Below are 16,872 nucleotides of genomic sequence, written 5' to 3'. Positions count from 1 at the left end.
CCAATCACTCAACAAGAACGAAGCCGCCGTCGCGGATCTCCACCATTCGCGAGCTACTCTCTTCCAATACACCCCCGTGATTATCGGGGCTAAATGTTAGGGTACTGGTCACGCCCACCAGATCCCGGGTTTGCTCAAGAGCATCGCGGATCGCGGCGGGATCAGTGCTGCCTGCCCTACGAATCGCGTCAGCGAGCAGCACCACGGCATCGTGAGCATAGCCGGCGAAGGTGTTTGGCGCATGACCGTAACGGTCCTGATAGAGGTTGCGAAAGGCCATACCCAATTCTCGCTCTGTCGAACCCTCCGGCAGTTGCTCAGCTATGAGCATAGTTGCTGCATTCATACGCACTCCCTCGGACGACTTACCCGCCAAGCTGGGAAACTCGGGAGCAGCCATGGAATGGCTCGTATACAGCGGCGCCTCAATCCCTAAAGCAACGTGATTGCGAGTCACAATGGCCGGCTGATTACCGGCGTCGAGATTGATGATGGCCTGCACATCCGTGTTACCCCGAATGCGCGTTAATTGCGCAGTCATGTCCGAGTCACCCTTGGCATAGGTTTCATCCATGACAACCTCAATATTGTTTTTTGCCGCTTGTTCGATGAATATTTCCCGCGCGGCGCGACCGTAACCCGCAGAACTGGAAAGCAATGCAATCTTGTTGATGCCCTCGCCCTTCATATGTTCATAGATCACTCTGGCGGACATCACATCACTCTCGGTAACGGAAAACAGCCATTTTTTTACCGGATCAGTAAGGATACGCGCCCCCGCCATCGTGATCTGCGGTATGCCGTGACGGGCCGCCAGCGTTTCCATCGCTAAAGAGCTGGGCGTGATACTGGATCCAATCACCGCACTCACACGATCTTGGGTAAGCAGCCTCTGCATCATGGTCCGGGCTCGCTCGGGGTTGGTGGCATCATCATAGAGAATCAGCTCCAGCTCGCGCCCAAGGACACCGCCTTCTTGGTTAACCTGGTCGACCATCAGTTCCAGAGCATTCTTCTCGGGCTCGCCGAGGTAGGAAGCGGGACCGGTGACCGACGTCACCGCCCCTATGCGAATCGGATCTTCCGCCATCGCCGGCATCGCGGCAAAACTCAAGACCGCGACTACAACCAAGGTGGTCTGCCTAGCCCATTTGGCCAGCCTCATTAGGGATTGTTGTAGTTTCATTTCTTATTCTCCTTCAAGGTCAGCCGCCTTTCACCAAGCGGCGTGGGTGGTTTCAGTATAACCGTCATCGATGTCTATTATTCGTTCGTAAACTAACGCTCCCTTCCCTTTACGCTACAAAATCAATAGTGTGCTGACGGCGCTGGCCACCAGCCGCCCTTCCATTTTCAGGGTCGCTTCCACATAGGCCGTGCGCCGACCGACTCGCACCACTTCGGCGCGCGCCTCCACGGCCTCCTGATGGAGCGGCCGGTGATATGTCACGGTCAGATTCAACGACGTAAAGCCCTCGGCGTTCTCCAATCGGGAAGCAAGTGCAAAGCCCATCGCCGCATCACAAGCTGCTCCGATATACCCGCCCTGTACGACGCCATTACCATTGATTGACCGTCTGCTGGGAGTCCAAAGGCACCGAGCAACTCCGGCTTCCGCCTCTTGGAATTCCAAACCAAGATCCTCATTGCAGGGAACCATAATTCCAGAATCCATATCCATGAGCACTGGATGTCTCATTTAGCTGCTCCTTATAAGAACTCAGGCCTCTTCCATCGACCAGGGTACGAGGCTCGGATTATCCAGAATCCAACTACGAATATCCTTTTTGCGCAGCTTCGCGGAGAGGGTCTTGGGCAGCGCTTCATCAACGAACAATACGAGCTTCGGAATTTCCGGTTTGCTCAGCCGCCCCTCGCACACTTCCAACAACTTCGCTTGCGTCAGCTCCGAGTCCTCACGAGCCTTGACCACGGCAACCACGGCCTCGCCCCAATCTGGATGGGGCACGCCGACCACAGCAACTTCCTCCACATCCTCATGCAGGGCCAATACGGCATCGACGTTGGACGGAAACACATTCACCGCACCGGTAATGATCAAGAAATTCTTCCGGTCAAGGAGATAGATATAACCATCTTCGTCCTTTCGGGCGATGTCGTTCGTCCGCATCCAACCGTCACCCGGAAACACCTCCGCCGTCTTCTCGGGAAGATTAAGGTATTCCTTCATGACTGGAACGCCGCGCACCCACAGCTCACCCGTTTGATTAGGCGCCAACTCCGCCCCATCTTCGCTGCGAATGCTGGCCTCAAAGTGTACGCCACAACGACCGACGGACTTCAGCCGATCGGAATCGACCGTTAACGCCTCTCGGTAGTCCTTCGGGGTCATAAAAGTAATCCAGCCGCCAGTCGCTTCGGTCATCCCGTAGGTCTGCACAAGATCACAACCGAAGGTTTCGCTGACCTCGCGGATCAGCGCCGGACTGGAAGGAGAGGAACCAAACGCAATCATCCGCACTGACGAGAGGTCATATTTTCCTGATCGATATTCCCGAGCTAACCACCGCAGCATGGTGGGCACCATTAGCGGCACTGTGACGCGATAACGGCTCATGTCATGGAGGAACTGGGTGACCTCGAAATCACCGTCAGGCAGCACATGAGTCATGCCGTTCGCCAGGCCCCAGACGTTCATGGCGATCACAACCCAGGCCGAAGCTGCCGGCATATACCAGACATCATCTGGAGCGAACCCCATGGATAGCACGGAGTAAACTACGGTGTCGTGCAATCCATGATGGGTCAGCACTACGCCCTTGGGTAAGCCACTGGTGCCAGAAGTGTAGCTGATGAACAGCGCGTCATCCGGAGCGATAGTCGGGCACTGTGGCGCATTAGCACGACCGTTCTCAAGCACAGCTTCGTAATCCAGCTCCAGACCGTGATCGCCCCCATAGCCGACCACCAGGATCCCTGCCTTGACAAGCTCTGGCAGCAGCGGTTCGATCGCCTCCCGACAACGCGCCTGGACGATCACCGCCTTCGCATTGCTGTCCTTGAGAACGTGGCGCATCTCCTCCGCAGCGTAGCGCCAGTTGAGGCCCACTCGCACCGCACCAATCTTCATACAAGCGAAGAAGTGTTCGTAGACCTCAATGGTCTCATGAGTCAGAATAGCGACGGTTTCACCTTGGCTAATCCCCAGTTGCTGCAACCCCGCAGCAAGCTGATCGGCACGCCGGTCCATCTGCGACCAGGTGGCTGAACGGTCGCCGCAATAGTAAGCGATTTTGTTGGGAAAATTTTGCGCACAGCGTGTAAGCAAATCGCGAGGTAACATTGTTATTTTCCTCCTTAATAGAACGTCCCTTAGGGGGAAGCGCATCCGCCGGCGTAGCCCGCCGACTGTTTGTTATTCAGCAACGAACACCAACTCGTCGCGGTCAATCTGAGCCCGCACCCGAGCCCCAGCCTTTACCGACTCCGCGTCCGCCGACAAACGACCGAGCAGCCTGGGCCCCTCGTCCAGTTGCACAACCACCACGTCGTAAGGCGCAGGCAGATCCTCGCGGTGGCTGCGATGGTAGGTCACCCGTCCCCGCACCTGCCCACGACCGGCACTGGACTCCCACCGGATGGTTGATTCCTGACAGCGCGGGCACAGACCCGCACCGTAGGGTAGGGCTTCATTGCAGACATCGCACCGTAGATACAACAAATGCCCTCGATGCAACCCTTGATAGAAGGGATGATCCTTGACTGGCAAATTATCAACACTCATACCTTTATCTCCGACTTGACAGATTTCACAGGCGCGACTCCGACCCAAGCAGTAATGCGGCATGATGTTCGAGGCAACCGCCATTGCCCGTCACTAGTTGTAAAGCCACGTTATCGAGCTGGCGCTCCCCGCCCTGACGTCGAACCTGAATCAGCGCTTCGGCTAATGGCGTCATACCTTGAAGATAGTAGCTTGACAGATGCCCACCTCCCGTATTGCAAGGCAACCGGCCGCCGGGCGAAGTCTCGCCCGCCTTCACGAAGGCCCCCGCAGTACCGGGCTCACAAAAGCCATTAGCTTCCAAGGCAAGTAGCGTGGTGATCGAGAAAGCTTCGTAGAACTGACAAGCAGAAATGTCTTTAGGCGCCACACCAGCCATATCACAGGCAATACGTCCAGCAAGCCCGGCACCCAAGAGGGGCAAGCCGTCGTGCGCCTCGGCCTGGGCCGCGCTGCCCGCGTGCCCCTGCCCCATACCATGAACGTAGGCCGGCCGCTCGGCGAGGTTAGGGGCCCGCCGAGCCGAGGTCACAACTACAGCCACCGCGCCATTGACGGGATAAGCGCAATCCAGCACCCGAAACGGCTCCACTACCCAAGGCGACGCCCGATACTGTGCAAGATCCAGAGGCTTACGCAGAAATGCTTGAGGGTTGCCCGCTGCCCACGCCCGATCAGCCACAGCGACCGCGCCCAGGCAATCTCGATCCAGACCATAATAGGAAAGGTACTCATCTGCAGCCAGAGCGTAAGCACCCGGTGCGCCGTATAAACCACAATGAGCCTCCCAATCAGGAATACCGCTAATCGCCAACGGCGCTGCAAATGCCTGACCGCCCCCTTGTGGCTGCACCGGGGTGTCGGCAAACACGCATACCACCGTGCGAGCCATTCCAGCCCGAATGGCACCCGTGGCATATTGAATCATTTGCACCGCGGAGGAGCCCTGGCCTTCGATACTAGAAAGTAGGCGCAAGTTTGCCAACTGAAGATCGTTTTGCAGAGCCAAGGGCATACTCGCCGGATCGGCCAGCGGGCTTCGGTTGATCAACAAACCGTCGATATCGCAAGGACGCAAATTAGCGTCAACCATGGCGTCGCGAACTGCGTCGGCCGCCAGTTTCCGAGCACTCCCGATAGACTTACGGGAGAGCTCACTGAACCCCAGCCCGACGATCGCCGACTCGGCATTATCACGTTTCGTCATTACTCCCCCAGCTTCTCTCATCGAAAAGGTCAACCTACCATGACCGATACGGACCCGGGTTGACCCAGCTACGAATACGTTTAGATAATAAAGCCCAAAGTGGATAACGGCTCAGATCCGTGCACCAACATGACCTTCTTGAAGAACATCTTAAACTCACCGTCGGTGCCGACCCGCAGACGGTACTCCACCCTTCCGGGCCAGACTTCCATCTTGTGCGTAGACTGCGCACGGAGCTCATAGAGCACAAAATTGGCACCCACCCGATACTCACGAGCGCCTGACTTGACAGGCTCCTTCACCGCTTCAATCTCGATATTCGAGAGCACCCGACGCATAGGGGAGACCGGCAGCTGGGAGTGACGCATTCCGGTCTTGAGCTGAGCGATGCGGGTGGCCAACCGCTGACGGTTATCGGCCGTAACCGAAACTCGCAGACCACCTTCCTGATCACTGTCGCCGGCCGGCACCCAGTAGTACATGTCGTCATCGACCAAGGCTTCCCACGCCTCGTAGCGTGACTCATCCGCCAGGCGCGCCTCGAGATAGAGAAAGGCCTCAATCTGGCGCTGCTCATCATTTGATACTAATTGCATGTTGGTTCCTTCTTGGACGCTTGTTCGGTGGCAATTCGTCGCCTTTAACGGCTTATGACGTGCTGGTAGTGACGCCAAAAGCCCCGATTGGTCGTTTCGTCGGAGACATGTCCAACGATCGAGCCGTCCTCACGTAGTTCTTCGCGCTCCTCGCCGCGGCTGAGATCCAGCCATGCCTGGCCTCCGGCCAGCGCCATCTGCTGACGCTCAGCGATAACCGCATCGTCAGCCAACAAGAACGCTGAAGGCCCCATCGCCGCCTCCGACTGACGCAGAATGCGCTCATTAAGAGCGTCGGAGACATCCCCAAGCAACAAAGGCGTGTGCCATTGAACACATTCGTTGGGACCGGCGGGCTGAATCATGGCGATATTCATTTCACCCAAGAACAGGTTCGGGAAGATCATCGTGTGAGGCGGACCCGCGCGCAAGACCTCGTGAGCGCGATCATAACCGTAAGCCTCTTCTAACTGCTTCACGTAGTCCGGGAAGCGGGAGGCATCCGGAAGACCCAGCCACTGACACTCATCGGTGAAGCTTGGAGCAAAATTCAGCTCAGTGTGGCCCTTACCCCAGTCGATGGTTTGGGACTTGAGGTCATCCTCGGAGACCATTGTGGCTTCGTCATATTGCGAAGGAATCACTTTGGCAAAGGAGGCGTGCACGTAGTTGACGTGATACCCGTCGGTGTCGTTCTCTGGCAACATCTTCCAGTTCGCAGCAAACTTTTGCTTTACCCAGCCAGCGGTCAGCCGCAGATCCCCGGAAGGGGACATCTCGACGGCGCGGTCTAGGGCATCGGTAGCGTTACCAAGGTGATCTGACAGACTGCCGGCTTCCGCATTGAAGCTTGCGAACACAAACCCTCGATAGCTCTCCACCAACGGCAGCACCTGCAGGCCGAAGCCCTCTCGCTCCTGGGTAAAACCTTTCGGGTACGGTACATCTAAAAGACTACCGTCCAGACCGTAGACCCAACCGTGGTACGGACACATGAAGTTTTTCGCCTTACCTCGCTGCTCACTGCACACCAGGTTGCCACGGTGGGCACAGCGGTTCTTCAACACCAACGGCTCTCCCTTTTTGTCACGCACCAGAAGAACCGGCTCTTCGCCGATCGTACGACGGACAAAATTGCCTTTTTCCGGGATCTCCGACTCGTGACCAACGTACACCCAACCGCCGTAAAAAATTCGCTCCAGTTCGTCTCGATAAACCGCCGAACTTGTGTAGAGCGAGCCGTGAATGCGATCTCTGCGGATCAGATCGTGATAGTCAGGCGCCTCGTCAATATTGATCGTGGGAATTGATGATGACATAACCTTCTCCAACTTTAATCTCAGTTTATCAAGCAAGCACTTGGTTCAAACTTAAGCAGCAACTTCACCTTCAGTCAACTATGATATTCCTTGACCTCGAATTAACTTAAAGTCTAGAAACGGCAAACCATACTGTCTAATACTATTTTAATAACATTATGATACCCTTTAGGTATATTGATGGAGTACGAAGGTATGAATCTCCGAAAACTGCGATATTTTTTAGCGGTTGCTGAAGAGAGGAATTTGGGACGCGCCGCGGCGCAGTTACAAATATCCCAGCCGCCACTGACCAGGCAAATCCGTCAGCTGGAGGAAGAGCTAGAGGTTCAGTTGTTTAATCGCACTCCCAAGGGAATGGAGCTAACCGAAGCTGGTGAGCTGCTCGCCCAAGAGGCCCGCAATATCTGTTTACTGATACAACAGGCGTCAGAAAAAACCAAACGGGCGAGCCAAGGGCGCCTGGGCCGGCTTGACGTAGCACTTTTCGGTTCCGGCGTTCTAAACGTTATTCCCCGGATTCTTCTGCGATTCCAACGAGACTATCCCGAGGTACAAGTAGTTTTGCACACGATGGAAAAGGAGGAGCAGATCCAGGCCCTGAGGCAACACCGAATTACTCTCGGATTTAACCGGATGCTAAAGCCACTGTCCGATATAACAACAGAATTGGTGAGCCAAGAGCGGATACTCTTGGCTGTTCACGCCACAAGTCCTCTAGCAACCCAACCGGTTATTAGATTTCGGGAGTTGGCAGAATATCCAATGGTGCTTTTCTCCTCCAGTAGCCGCCCGAACTTTGTCGATAAGGTGATGTCCCTTTGTCATGCCGCCGGGTTTATGCCGCAAATTACCCAAAAAGTTGGCGATGTAGTGACTGGAGTTGCGCTTGTCGCAAATGGCTTCGGAGTGTGTTTGGTATCCGAATCAGGTTCGACCCTTTCACTTCCGGGAGTTGTCTATCGCGAGATTTCAGATCTTCCTGAGGAAGCTATTCTCGACCTGTCCTGTATTTACCGAAAGGATGATAATTCGAGGCTTCTCAACTCGTTTCTCACTACACTGAGAAGCGTTCAAGGAAGAAGACCGAACGAAATCCGGCAAGACTAAGCTCGCTTTGAGTCACAATTCGAACCTCACTGAAAGGCTTCCAGTACAGAAGCCTGCGTGACAAAAAATTTTAACCATCGTTCCGGCCAGACCGGATTATTGTCTGGCTCGGAATCATTGAACCACTACACTTTTGTTTCCTGTTTTTTCATGTCGTTTTGTCTTTGTTAGACAATATGACTCCCCACCAAGGCGCTACCCCCACCTCTTGGGTTAGCCTCAGCCAGAGCCATAATTTACGTGTTCACCTGCGTAAAATGGGGGGGGGGCAGCACCATGAAAAAATAGCATACTGTTCATTGGCCTGGATACGCACAAAGACTCCATTGCCGTGGCCTAAGCCACCGATTCCCGAACAAGAGCCAGATCAAGGCCTTTCTGTTAAGGCACGATCTCCGGTACACCGGCTCCGCCAACTGGTCGGCGGCACACATCCGCTGGCTATCGGAACTGGTCATGCCCACTCCGGCACAGAACACCATGTTCCGGGAAATGCTTTACACCATTGTGGAACGCCACAAGCGACTGGAACGGCTCGACAACGAGCTATCCTATCAAGTCCGCCGTTGGCGCTTTTACCCCTTGGTGAAAGCCGTGCAGGCGCTTCGAGGTGTCCAGCTATTGGCGGCCACCAGCGTGGTCGCGGAGCTGGGGGATCTTCAGCGTTTTGATAACCCCAGAAAACTGATGGCTTATGTTGGTCTGGCACCCAGTGAACACTCCAGTGGCCCTCAACGACGTATAGGGCCACTGACCTGTGCGGGAAACAAACGGGCATGGGCGGATGCTGATTGAAGCCATTGTGGAAAAGGCCTGGAACGCTCAGGTGCGACTCTGCCGGCGGTATCGACCCCTGATGCAGCGCGACAAGCAACGGAAACTGGTGGTCGCCGCTATCGCCAGAGAATTGGTCGGCCACATCTGGGCCATTGCCCGGGAAGTGGTCATCGCCAAACCCGATTCAAGGTTAATGCTATGACAACGGTTATGGGACAGGACAGGCGCCTCGGGCCTCGGTGTGTGAAGCAACCCTCGAGGCGCGTTAGGAAGCCAGGCTGAAACTCGAACCAGACGCTCGCTCCTAGACGGAGGACCGGCTTCACGACGGAAAAATAGGTGGTGAGAACCCACGGGTATCACCATGAGAACCGTCGACGATTACTGGCCTCAGCGTCTGTCCTGATCCGCCCTTTAACTGCGGGAACGTAGCTCCAAAAAAAGGGCCTGGACGGGTGCATGCTTCTTGACGTGGGGAGTCATATCAACGCCCCTGTTTGGTTCTGCTGTATGGCCAGCTCAGTGTTCCCAGCCACCGGGGGCAGACAACTCCTCCTTGCTGGTATTGCCTGCCACCTTTTTGTTTTCAGCAACCTACAGCCTGAATCGCGAAACCAGGTTCTGCAGGTCGCTGCCGAGCCTCGCCAGTTCACTGCTGGAGCTCGCGGTCTGGTTCGACGAGGCTGCCGATTGATCGGTTACATCCCGGATACTGGTAATGTTCTGATTGATTTCCTCAGCCACCGATGTCTGTTGCTCCGATGCCGTGGCAATCTGACTGTTGTATTGTTTGATATCCTCAACAGCTCGGGCAATGCGTTCAATAGTCGCCCCGGTCGCTTCGGCGCGCTTCAGTGTGTTTGATGCCATGGTAGTGCTGGACTCCATGGCAGAGACTGAGTCGCCGGCGCTGCGTTGAAGGGATGTAACCAGCGTCTCGATCTCCTGGGCAGATGATTGGGTCCGTTGAGCGAGTGAGCGCACTTCGTCGGCTACGACCGCAAAGCCGCGACCCTGCTCGCCGGCGCGTGCTGCCTCGATAGCGGCGTTCAGAGCCAGCAGGTTGGTCTGTTCGGCAACAGATTTGATGACATCAAGGACCGTCCCGATGTTGGCGGTTTCCTTCTGCAGCCCCTGGATCGTTTCCATGCTCTGGCTGACTTCCCGAGCCAGATTGTTAACCTGATGAACTGTCTCCAGTACCTCCCGCTCACCATCGGTTGCCTGGCTGGCTGCATCGATTGCCACCGAAAACGCGTGTTCTGCGCTCTGTGCGATCCCGCCAACGGTTGCGGTCATTTCATTCATGGCCGTGGCAACCTGATCGGTTTCCTGTTTCTGGCGATTGATTCCGTCGCTGGTCTGGCTGGTAACGGTCGATAGCTCCTCCGCAGATGCGGCGATATTGGAGGCGCCGGATTCGATGCTTCTGACCAGTTCCCGGAGACTGGTGACCATGGTCGCCAGGGCTGCCATCAGTCGGCCAATTTCATTGGTTCCGCTCGCTTGGATGTCCACCGTCAAGTTGCCGGAGGCAACCTCCGATGCGATGCTCACCGCATGGTTAACGGGGGAAATGATCGCTCTGGTGATGAGATAAGCCATCAAAATGCCGAGCACCAGGGCGATGCCGGTGGCGCCAAAAATCAGCCAGGATGCCTGTTGATGCTCAGCCTTCATCTTTTCGGTTTGAGTTGCACGGAGACGGTTTGCGGATTCAATGGCGCTCGTGGCCGTGCTGACCATATCATCCGATAGTTGGCTTTCTGCATTGGTCAGGTCGACAACCGTGCGGAATTCGCTGACATAGGTATCGAGTGTAGAGTTGATCTGTTGCTTCTCCTCGTCGGTGATCGCAGCAGATTTGAGCGAACGTCGGATCCTTTTCGCGTCATCAAGAAACGTCTTTACACTCGCATTGTCATTTTCGATTAGCAACTTTCGTTCAGACCGACGCATTTCCTCGAAAGTTGCCGAATCAAAAACCAGAGAGCTATGAGCCTTGAGTGAAGATCCGAAAATTCGTGCGCTGGTCTCAAGGCGCGCTAGTGCTTCTTCCCGTTCGCTGATGTTGGTTTCAACCTCTCCCATCAGTTGCTGGTAATTTTTTACATCAGACTGAATCTGGCCCAGCGTGTTGATGTCTTCGGAATCGGCAAGCAATGGTTTGATCTCATTGGTCAATTTGAGAACTCGGTCGCCCTGGGCCTGGGTTTTGCTGACGGCCTCTGTTTCTCCGGTCAGAAGGAAGGTTTTCTCCTCAACCCGGGCCTCGGTAAGGTTGGTGTTTACCTGGCCGAGCATCGCAACGATATTTGACCGTTGGCTGTAACTATCCAATGCGCGGTCGCCAACTAGGCCGACCAGGATGGTCAGCACAAGCAGGATGGCAAACCCTCCGGTGAGTCTGGTCCGGATGGTCATGTTGCTGAAGAGACCTGAAAAATGCATTGTTTCTTCGTCCATTTGTTTCTTTGTTCCTGGTAAGAAGGTGCAAGATTTGCCGACCTAGCTTCGACAGCTCATCGTTCCGGGCCTGGGCCGGGAGGCATTTCTGACACGCCTTGAAAACTATAGGTAGCTTATATTTGTTTTATATTAAGGCCGTTTACGGCGGGATATTCCAGAACTTTAGAGTTACAGAAGATTACCAGGTGTTTTTTGAACGTAAAACGGAATGATGGCTTGCTGATTCGTAATTGTTATTCACGAAGACGATTGCAGGCCTGTCGCGGGTTTATGCACTGTTCGAGGACTGTGACGGCTCCCAGAGCGCGCTCGCGTGGATCAAGGCATACAGTGAGATTGAGATATGGGCCAAGGAACAAGCCAAGACCAACAATCTGGAGTTAGATCGCTAAACTAGAAACAGAACAACAGGAGAAAGTGTTGAGCGAAGATTACCCCTTGCCTCGAAGAGCGAGGATAATGGTTAACAGCGCCGTAATGCGATGCAACGCTGAGGTGTCGGCCGACATTGTTACCGTGAATGAGCCCCTCCGACGCCTGGCCTACCTGCGGCGACATGCCAGCGTTCGCTGAACAATGTCTCAAGATACCTACCAAAAGTGGCGAGTTGGAGCCGCTAGTGTTTAACCGGGCGCAGCAGGTGGCACTGGTCGACGAGCAGGATCACGCCGTCGGCAGCGCTGACAAATTCGAGGCGTACCCAGAAGTTGGGCCGGGCAGATAACGGCCATCGGGCGCCGCTGAATCGGCACCTCTGATATTGAAATCACCAACCTAACCTGTGCCAATGTTATATTTTACCGGAAAGCGTTTGACGAGGTCGGCCTCAAACCGATGGACATTAACCCATATAAGCCTTCTCGGAATCAATAGTCATTTTTTGGCCGCCCCAGCGGCCAACTTAAGCCCATGAGCGAGAACGCCGGCTTCGTCAGTCTCGCGGGGCTGTCAGACACTCACAGCAAACACATATAGGGACTCTCTCTTAGGTGGATTTAGACCCAGCTGACCAGTCGCTCCTTCGGTTGGTCAGGAGCATCAGACGTTGTATCGAGTACTAATCAGCGGACACCCGGCTTTCAGCCATCATCCTGTTTGATCCAGTTAGACGTCGTGCTCACCCCGGGGCGTGACTAACCCTTCAGGAATCGTTGTTCATCGAACGCCCTCTGATGTTTGAGCATGGAGTAGGTAGCCCGGACCAGCTTGTGGGCCAGCGCGGACAGCGCCTTGGGTTTGTTCATGCGCTTCTGGAGTTTCTGTAGGTAGCGCTGGGCTTTGTCATTGCCCCGCAGGTGCAGCACGGCAGCTTCCGAGAACGCCCACTTCAGATGGGCGTTGCCGATCTTGTTGCCCTGGGTGCCGTAGACTTTGCCGGCGGATTCGGCTTTGCACTTGATGAGCCGGGCGTAGGAAGCAGACTTCTGCACGGTCTCAAATCTCTGGATATCGCCGATTTCGTAGAGCATCGTCAGGGCGAGGATACGGCAGACACCAGGAATGGTCCTCAATACACTCAGAGAGGCGGGATCGTGTTGTTTGGCCTGCCGTTCCAGGTGTTCCTCCAGCTTGCTGAGTTCACGGTGATAGCACTCGATGATGGCCAGGTCGATGTTGTGCTGGACATCCCGGTTGGAAAACGTTGCTCGGACTTGTTCCCGAGCGCCGATATTCTTCAGGTTGGCCTTGTTGGGCGGCAGGTTGTATTGGCTGGTGGTATTCACCACATGGGCCTTGAGCATGGCCCCGTGCTGGACGATGCGGGTGCGCCTTCGAAGTAAATCCCGGGTTGCCCGCATCTCCTTGGGATAGGTATACGCCAGAGGGAAGTTGCCGCCCTTCATGAGCATGGCGATCTTGAAGGAATCGATGCGGTCGTTCTTGGTTTTACCGCCGTGAATGGCCTTCATGTACAGCGCATGCCCCAGAATAAAGTGAATCCCGTGTTCTTCGCACAGGTCCGAGATCCAGTACCAGCAATGCATGCATTCGACACCGACCACCAGATCATCACGAAACGGTTCAAGCAGGACTAGTAGCGGTTCTGGCCGGGCTTTGATTTCCTTGTGCAGAAGTACCTCGCCCTGTTGGTCGATGATGCAGACATACAGGCCGCGGGCGTGCAGATCGATTCCACAATAGTGACGGTGGGTGCTATGGTAAAAGTTCATTGAGTCTTCTCCCTTGTAGTGCTTGGTCGCCTTCCAGCTTAGCGGGTAACCGCGAGGCTGGGGAGAAGGCTCAATCAGTATCTATCTGGAAGACCTGACCGGGTACGCGAGCAGGAGTCCAAGGATCGAGCCGCGAAGCGCTGTATGCAATATTCTTCAAGACCGGTGGCGAGAACGTTCAAGTTCAGGAGCACAGGGGCTGGCAGCAGCGGGACTTGAGCCAGAAGCGCTATGTCTACTGTTGGGCGGATTGCGTGTACAGCAATATCCGCCTGGGTGACCGACTCTGCCTGCTGGTAATCATTGGTGTTACCGAACCTGGTCACACGGAACTGGTGGCCGTTGAAGATGGCCACCGGGTATCCGACACCAGTTGGCGAGAGCTGCTCACCGGTTTGCAAGGAGAAAGATACCTGGAGCACGCCCCCAATAGTGCTGGGTCCACAAGACGGCTAACGTGCCGGACAAGCTGCCCAAGTTGGTGCAGCCGAAGGTGAAGTCGGCATTGCATGAGATTTATCTGGCCGAGGCCCCTGACGTCACCCACAAAGCGTTCGATAGCACCTTGGAGCGGTTCCTGGATAAGTACCTGAAGGCCAAGGAGAACCTGGAGAAAGATTGCAACGAGTGGCTGGCTTTCTATGTTTTCCTGGCGATTCACTGGATTCACTTAAGGACCACCAAACTGGTTTAATCCACTATCGTCACAGTATGATTGTGAACCAATCGGAGCCAGTCTTGTGGCTCCCGGGACACCACGTCATCGATGTCGTTCAAATAACTCCAATCCGCTCAAAAAGGCTGAACGCGGATCAAGGGGTTCGACCAACTAAAGCCGGTCGTGGACAACGTTCAGTTTCGGGATGGCATCCAAGTGGATGATGAATCTGATAGGAACACTGACTGGTGGTCATGTACCATGAGTTGACAATAATTCGAGAACATGCTCAGTTAACCGCATGCCGCAGGCGGGAATGCAGGGATTTCCTGCGCTGACTGTTGATAAGAAAATCGGCACAGCCGATAGAATCAAAGTTTTCATAAAGTTTACAAAAGTATAGAGGGGATCCACGCTTGTATATTGCACAATTTGCTCAGGGGCTTGAACCCCTAGACATTACCCATGACCATTTCGTTGAAGAAGCTATTTGTACCGCCCGCGACCAGGGTGGAGAGGTTAAGCCAGCCATCAGGTGCCAGTCGCGCAACCTACTCATAAACGGGTTGCGACTGCACGTGCTCGACTGGGGTGAACCGAACAAACCCACGCTGGTTTTACTGCACGGTGGTGCGGTCACCTGCCGCACTTGGGGGCCGTTTTGTACGCTGCTAGCACATAAATACCGGTTAGTAGCAGTGGACATGCGTGGTCACGGTGATAGCGAATGGCCCCGAGATGGCGACTCTAACCACAACGCCATGGCGGACGACTTGGCGAAGTTAATCACCACCATGGAGCTTGACAACCCCATCGTAGTGGGGCATTCGGTCGGCGGCATGTTACTAATGCGGGTAATGCTGAAAGCCCCCGAGCTACTGGGCAGCGCGGTTCTGGTTGATGTTGGTCCAAAGACCGCCTACAACGGCTGGAAAGCCCGTAAAGATGTCACAGAACCGAGCCGTCTTTACGATGAAATTGAAGAGTATGTGCAGCGTAATGCACCACGATTAAAGCGCAGCGAAGAGCACATGCGTCGTAACGGTCGGCATGAGTTAATGCAGCGTGCGGATGGTAAATATCAGCTCAAATACGACCCACGTCATCCTATGGGCGGGCCGGATGAAAAGACCATGCCCGGCCTGCCTACCCTCGAACAGATGGCTGCCTATCAAGGGCGCTGTCTAGTGGTGCGTGGCGGCAATAGCTGGTTTCTGGCAGCCGACGATGCGGTGGAGTTTGTGGAGACGTTACCGCAAGGTGAACTAGCCACCGTGCCGGATTGTGAACACATGGTTTACACCGAAAACCCGGTCGGACTGGCGACGGTGATCGATACCTATGTCAACAGCCTCAAAATCGCCACCGAACCGGTCGCGTGAGCTATCTTAACCTTGACCTTACCCCGGATGATGATAAGTCAGTTTTGCTTAACAACACTCCGGAGTTTGCAAAGTTGTTAGCTATCTCAGTGTAACTTGGTTTAGAGCCTGAATCAGTGACTCCGCTCCCAATATACCCACCTGAGCATCAGTTCGTTCGACCAGACCGCGGACCGTTTCTGATGGGTTCAGGTGGTTTTTGAGCAGAAATGCATAATCCGTGCACCTACGACGAACTACCTTTCGCCGAGCGTCTGGAGCTGTTACTGGACCGGGAGTTCCAGACCCGGGAGCACCGGAAACAGAATCGTCTGGTACTCCAGGCCCGCTTCAAGCACCGGGCCTCAATCCAGAACATCGATTACCAGCACCCTCGTAACCTATAGAAAGCTCAGGTGGCCCAACTGGCTCAGAACGACTGTCTGGAGCGCCGCCATCGACAATAACACTCTGGCTGAAGCCATACTGGATCGGCTCATGCAAAACGCCCACTGCTGGGCTCTGAAAGGAGAGTCGATGAGAAAACGACTTAAGGAAATTGACTGAACGTGAACAGCCGGAGTACAAACTCCGGTGGATGATGTGTTAAGAAAAATGGTGTTCACCTTCGTCCAGAATGTGTGTTCTTGATGGGCCGGAAAATGCAGCATCAGCGAGGTGTTTTAGGGGGCATTTCCCCGGGGTGTCGTTTACCCCGCCCAATAGGGGCCGCAGACAACCTTAATCATAAGGATTGTTGCTCTGATGGTTGACCACGATGAACTGGGATTCACCATCTAATCTTCGAATCCAAGAATTCACATATTGCGACGCTTGTAGATCGGTAGTCTAGCTTTACGATGCTGGTTTATATTGGCGGCAAAGATACGGCGAGCTTTGTTTCGGCACTTTGTCGAGAGGTTGGCCAGCTCCCCCCTGAAGAGCTGAAAAAGCCTGAACTGGGATCGAGGAAGTGAGCTGGGTAATCACAGGTCATATACACTGGCGACAAGTATGCAGATTTATTTCTGTGACCCACAGAGCTCTTGGCAGGCGGTAGCAACGAAAACACCAATCCACTATTGCGCCAATATTTCCCGAAAAAGACTGATTTATCGGGTTATTCTCAGGAACAGTTAAATGGATTTGCCAGGAAGTTAAATGAGCGACCGAGGAAAACACTCGACTATTTGACACCTGTGGAGAAGCTGCAAAGTATATTTACGTTGACCGGTTGAACTCATCCGCGCCAGTTTTCGGAACATTCGCGACGAGATTATCTCCAGGCAGGCAGCAAACTACTTGCGCTTGTGTAGCCATTGCCTAAGCTTACGCATCCTGACTGATCACACCATCGATTGTAATTTGCCAGATAAAATCGCCAATGGCATCGAGTGTATAGGCACCCTTCGGATCGAACCACGTTGCAACCCAGTTGAGCGCCCCAAGGCCGATCAGG

General features: G+C 54.5%; 17 protein-coding genes and 3 pseudogenes. 10 read left to right on the top strand and 10 right to left on the bottom strand.

The window, feature by feature from the left end; genetic code table 11:
• Positions 1 to 4: 4 nt before the first annotated feature.
• The 7 genes from AC0B60_RS19865 to AC0B60_RS19835 form a co-directional block, all read right to left on the bottom strand.
• A complete protein-coding gene (locus AC0B60_RS19865) occupies positions 5 to 1,186 on the bottom strand; it encodes an ABC transporter substrate-binding protein (protein WP_465087606.1) in 1,182 nt (393 codons plus the stop codon).
• A gap of 114 nt (positions 1,187 to 1,300) precedes the next feature.
• Positions 1,301 to 1,699 carry a PaaI family thioesterase gene (locus AC0B60_RS19860; RefSeq protein ID WP_465087605.1) on the bottom strand — a complete coding sequence of 133 codons (399 nt, stop codon included), beginning with the start codon at positions 1,697 to 1,699 and terminating at the stop codon, positions 1,301 to 1,303.
• Between the two features lie 21 nt (positions 1,700 to 1,720).
• The gene (locus AC0B60_RS19855; protein ID WP_465087604.1) at positions 1,721 to 3,304 is read right to left on the bottom strand and encodes a class I adenylate-forming enzyme family protein; all 1,584 of its coding nucleotides are present in this window, start codon (positions 3,302 to 3,304) and stop codon (positions 1,721 to 1,723) included.
• 72 nt (positions 3,305 to 3,376) lie between these two features.
• Positions 3,377 to 3,745: a Zn-ribbon domain-containing OB-fold protein gene (locus tag AC0B60_RS19850; RefSeq protein WP_465087603.1), complete on the bottom strand. Its 369-nt coding sequence runs from the start codon at positions 3,743 to 3,745 to the stop codon at positions 3,377 to 3,379.
• A 25-nt stretch (positions 3,746 to 3,770) separates the two neighbouring features.
• On the bottom strand, positions 3,771 to 4,952 hold the full coding sequence (locus AC0B60_RS19845) for a thiolase family protein (protein WP_465087602.1): 1,182 nt from the start codon (positions 4,950 to 4,952) through the stop codon (positions 3,771 to 3,773).
• Between the two features lie 80 nt (positions 4,953 to 5,032).
• On the bottom strand, positions 5,033 to 5,548 hold the full coding sequence (locus AC0B60_RS19840) for an aromatic-ring-hydroxylating dioxygenase subunit beta (RefSeq protein ID WP_465087601.1): 516 nt from the start codon (positions 5,546 to 5,548) through the stop codon (positions 5,033 to 5,035).
• Positions 5,549 to 5,592: 44 nt separating this feature from the next.
• On the bottom strand, positions 5,593 to 6,867 hold the full coding sequence (locus tag AC0B60_RS19835; RefSeq protein WP_465087600.1) for an aromatic ring-hydroxylating oxygenase subunit alpha: 1,275 nt from the start codon (positions 6,865 to 6,867) through the stop codon (positions 5,593 to 5,595).
• 180 nt (positions 6,868 to 7,047) lie between these two features.
• On the opposite strand from AC0B60_RS19835, the gene AC0B60_RS19830 reads away from it, so the two are divergent.
• The 3 genes from AC0B60_RS19830 to AC0B60_RS19820 all read left to right on the top strand — a co-directional run bounded on the left by AC0B60_RS19830 (position 7,048) and on the right by AC0B60_RS19820 (position 8,956).
• Positions 7,048 to 7,977, top strand: coding sequence for a LysR family transcriptional regulator (locus AC0B60_RS19830; protein ID WP_465087599.1), 930 nt, complete (start codon positions 7,048 to 7,050; stop codon positions 7,975 to 7,977).
• 456 nt (positions 7,978 to 8,433) lie between these two features.
• The gene (locus AC0B60_RS19825; protein ID WP_465087598.1) at positions 8,434 to 8,772 is read left to right on the top strand and encodes a transposase; all 339 of its coding nucleotides are present in this window, start codon (positions 8,434 to 8,436) and stop codon (positions 8,770 to 8,772) included.
• The gene (locus tag AC0B60_RS19820; protein WP_465087597.1) at positions 8,762 to 8,956 is read left to right on the top strand and encodes a hypothetical protein; all 195 of its coding nucleotides are present in this window, start codon (positions 8,762 to 8,764) and stop codon (positions 8,954 to 8,956) included. Before AC0B60_RS19825 ends, AC0B60_RS19820 begins: the two co-directional genes overlap by 11 nt.
• A 392-nt stretch (positions 8,957 to 9,348) precedes the next feature.
• Here the strand turns inward: AC0B60_RS19820 and AC0B60_RS19815 are convergent, their stop codons facing one another.
• Positions 9,349 to 11,220: a HAMP domain-containing methyl-accepting chemotaxis protein gene (locus tag AC0B60_RS19815; RefSeq protein ID WP_465087596.1), complete on the bottom strand. Its 1,872-nt coding sequence runs from the start codon at positions 11,218 to 11,220 to the stop codon at positions 9,349 to 9,351.
• 233 nt (positions 11,221 to 11,453) lie between these two features.
• Between AC0B60_RS19815 and AC0B60_RS19810 the strand changes: the two genes are divergently transcribed.
• Together AC0B60_RS19810 and AC0B60_RS19805 are read left to right on the top strand one after the other, a co-directional pair.
• Positions 11,454 to 11,615: a hypothetical protein gene (locus tag AC0B60_RS19810; RefSeq protein WP_465087595.1), complete on the top strand. Its 162-nt coding sequence runs from the start codon at positions 11,454 to 11,456 to the stop codon at positions 11,613 to 11,615.
• Between the two features lie 128 nt (positions 11,616 to 11,743).
• On the top strand, positions 11,744 to 11,947 hold the full coding sequence (locus AC0B60_RS19805) for a hypothetical protein (RefSeq protein ID WP_465087594.1): 204 nt from the start codon (positions 11,744 to 11,746) through the stop codon (positions 11,945 to 11,947).
• A 409-nt stretch (positions 11,948 to 12,356) separates the two neighbouring features.
• On the opposite strand, the gene AC0B60_RS19800 is transcribed toward AC0B60_RS19805, so the two are convergent.
• Complete coding sequence (locus AC0B60_RS19800) at positions 12,357 to 13,394, bottom strand: IS110 family RNA-guided transposase (RefSeq protein ID WP_465087593.1); 1,038 nt, start codon at positions 13,392 to 13,394, stop codon at positions 12,357 to 12,359.
• A 185-nt stretch (positions 13,395 to 13,579) separates the two neighbouring features.
• On the opposite strand from AC0B60_RS19800, the pseudogene AC0B60_RS19795 reads away from it, so the two are divergent.
• The 5 genes and pseudogenes from AC0B60_RS19795 to AC0B60_RS19775 form a co-directional block, all read left to right on the top strand.
• A pseudogene (locus AC0B60_RS19795) lies at positions 13,580 to 14,322 on the top strand (transposase); the annotation flags it as partial.
• Between the two features lie 146 nt (positions 14,323 to 14,468).
• The gene (locus AC0B60_RS19790) at positions 14,469 to 15,434 is read left to right on the top strand and encodes an alpha/beta fold hydrolase (RefSeq protein WP_465087592.1); all 966 of its coding nucleotides are present in this window, start codon (positions 14,469 to 14,471) and stop codon (positions 15,432 to 15,434) included.
• A 209-nt stretch (positions 15,435 to 15,643) separates the two neighbouring features.
• Positions 15,644 to 15,820, top strand: a complete 177-nt coding sequence (locus AC0B60_RS19785; RefSeq protein WP_273801204.1) for an ATP-binding protein — start codon at positions 15,644 to 15,646, stop codon at positions 15,818 to 15,820.
• 55 nt (positions 15,821 to 15,875) lie between these two features.
• Positions 15,876 to 15,980 (top strand): annotated as a pseudogene (locus AC0B60_RS19780) (ATP-binding protein); the annotation flags it as partial.
• Between the two features lie 230 nt (positions 15,981 to 16,210).
• A pseudogene (locus tag AC0B60_RS19775) lies at positions 16,211 to 16,651 on the top strand (IS30 family transposase); the annotation flags it as partial.
• Positions 16,652 to 16,742: 91 nt separating this feature from the next.
• On the opposite strand, the gene AC0B60_RS19770 reads toward AC0B60_RS19775, so the two are convergent.
• Entirely contained in the window at positions 16,743 to 16,868 is a 126-nt protein-coding gene (locus tag AC0B60_RS19770; RefSeq protein ID WP_465087622.1) for a hypothetical protein, read from the bottom strand.
• Positions 16,869 to 16,872 lie beyond the last annotated feature (4 nt).

This window comes from Marinobacter sp. V34 (assembly GCF_055524115.1).
The sequence above is the reverse complement of the archived record's forward strand: the minus strand, read 5'-3'. Positions and strand labels throughout refer to the sequence as shown.

Excerpts from the sequence above, each read along its gene's own strand:
- AC0B60_RS19785 (WP_273801204.1), top strand. The coding sequence starts at position 15,644 with ATGCATAATCCGTGCACCTACGACGAACTACCTTTCGCCGAGCGTCTG.
- AC0B60_RS19805 (WP_465087594.1), top strand. The coding sequence starts at position 11,744 with ATGAGCCCCTCCGACGCCTGGCCTACCTGCGGCGACATGCCAGCGTTC.
- AC0B60_RS19825 (WP_465087598.1), top strand. The coding sequence starts at position 8,434 with ATGCCCACTCCGGCACAGAACACCATGTTCCGGGAAATGCTTTACACC.
- AC0B60_RS19845 (WP_465087602.1), bottom strand. The coding sequence starts at position 4,952 with ATGACGAAACGTGATAATGCCGAGTCGGCGATCGTCGGGCTGGGGTTC.
- AC0B60_RS19855 (WP_465087604.1), bottom strand. The coding sequence starts at position 3,304 with ATGTTACCTCGCGATTTGCTTACACGCTGTGCGCAAAATTTTCCCAAC.
- AC0B60_RS19860 (WP_465087605.1), bottom strand. The coding sequence starts at position 1,699 with ATGAGACATCCAGTGCTCATGGATATGGATTCTGGAATTATGGTTCCC.
- AC0B60_RS19835 (WP_465087600.1), bottom strand. The coding sequence starts at position 6,867 with ATGTCATCATCAATTCCCACGATCAATATTGACGAGGCGCCTGACTAT.
- AC0B60_RS19830 (WP_465087599.1), top strand. The coding sequence starts at position 7,048 with ATGGAGTACGAAGGTATGAATCTCCGAAAACTGCGATATTTTTTAGCG.
- AC0B60_RS19840 (WP_465087601.1), bottom strand. The coding sequence starts at position 5,548 with ATGCAATTAGTATCAAATGATGAGCAGCGCCAGATTGAGGCCTTTCTC.
- AC0B60_RS19820 (WP_465087597.1), top strand. The coding sequence starts at position 8,762 with ATGCTGATTGAAGCCATTGTGGAAAAGGCCTGGAACGCTCAGGTGCGA.
- AC0B60_RS19865 (WP_465087606.1), bottom strand. The coding sequence starts at position 1,186 with ATGAAACTACAACAATCCCTAATGAGGCTGGCCAAATGGGCTAGGCAG.
- AC0B60_RS19800 (WP_465087593.1), bottom strand. The coding sequence starts at position 13,394 with ATGAACTTTTACCATAGCACCCACCGTCACTATTGTGGAATCGATCTG.
- AC0B60_RS19815 (WP_465087596.1), bottom strand. The coding sequence starts at position 11,220 with ATGGACGAAGAAACAATGCATTTTTCAGGTCTCTTCAGCAACATGACC.
- AC0B60_RS19850 (WP_465087603.1), bottom strand. The coding sequence starts at position 3,745 with ATGAGTGTTGATAATTTGCCAGTCAAGGATCATCCCTTCTATCAAGGG.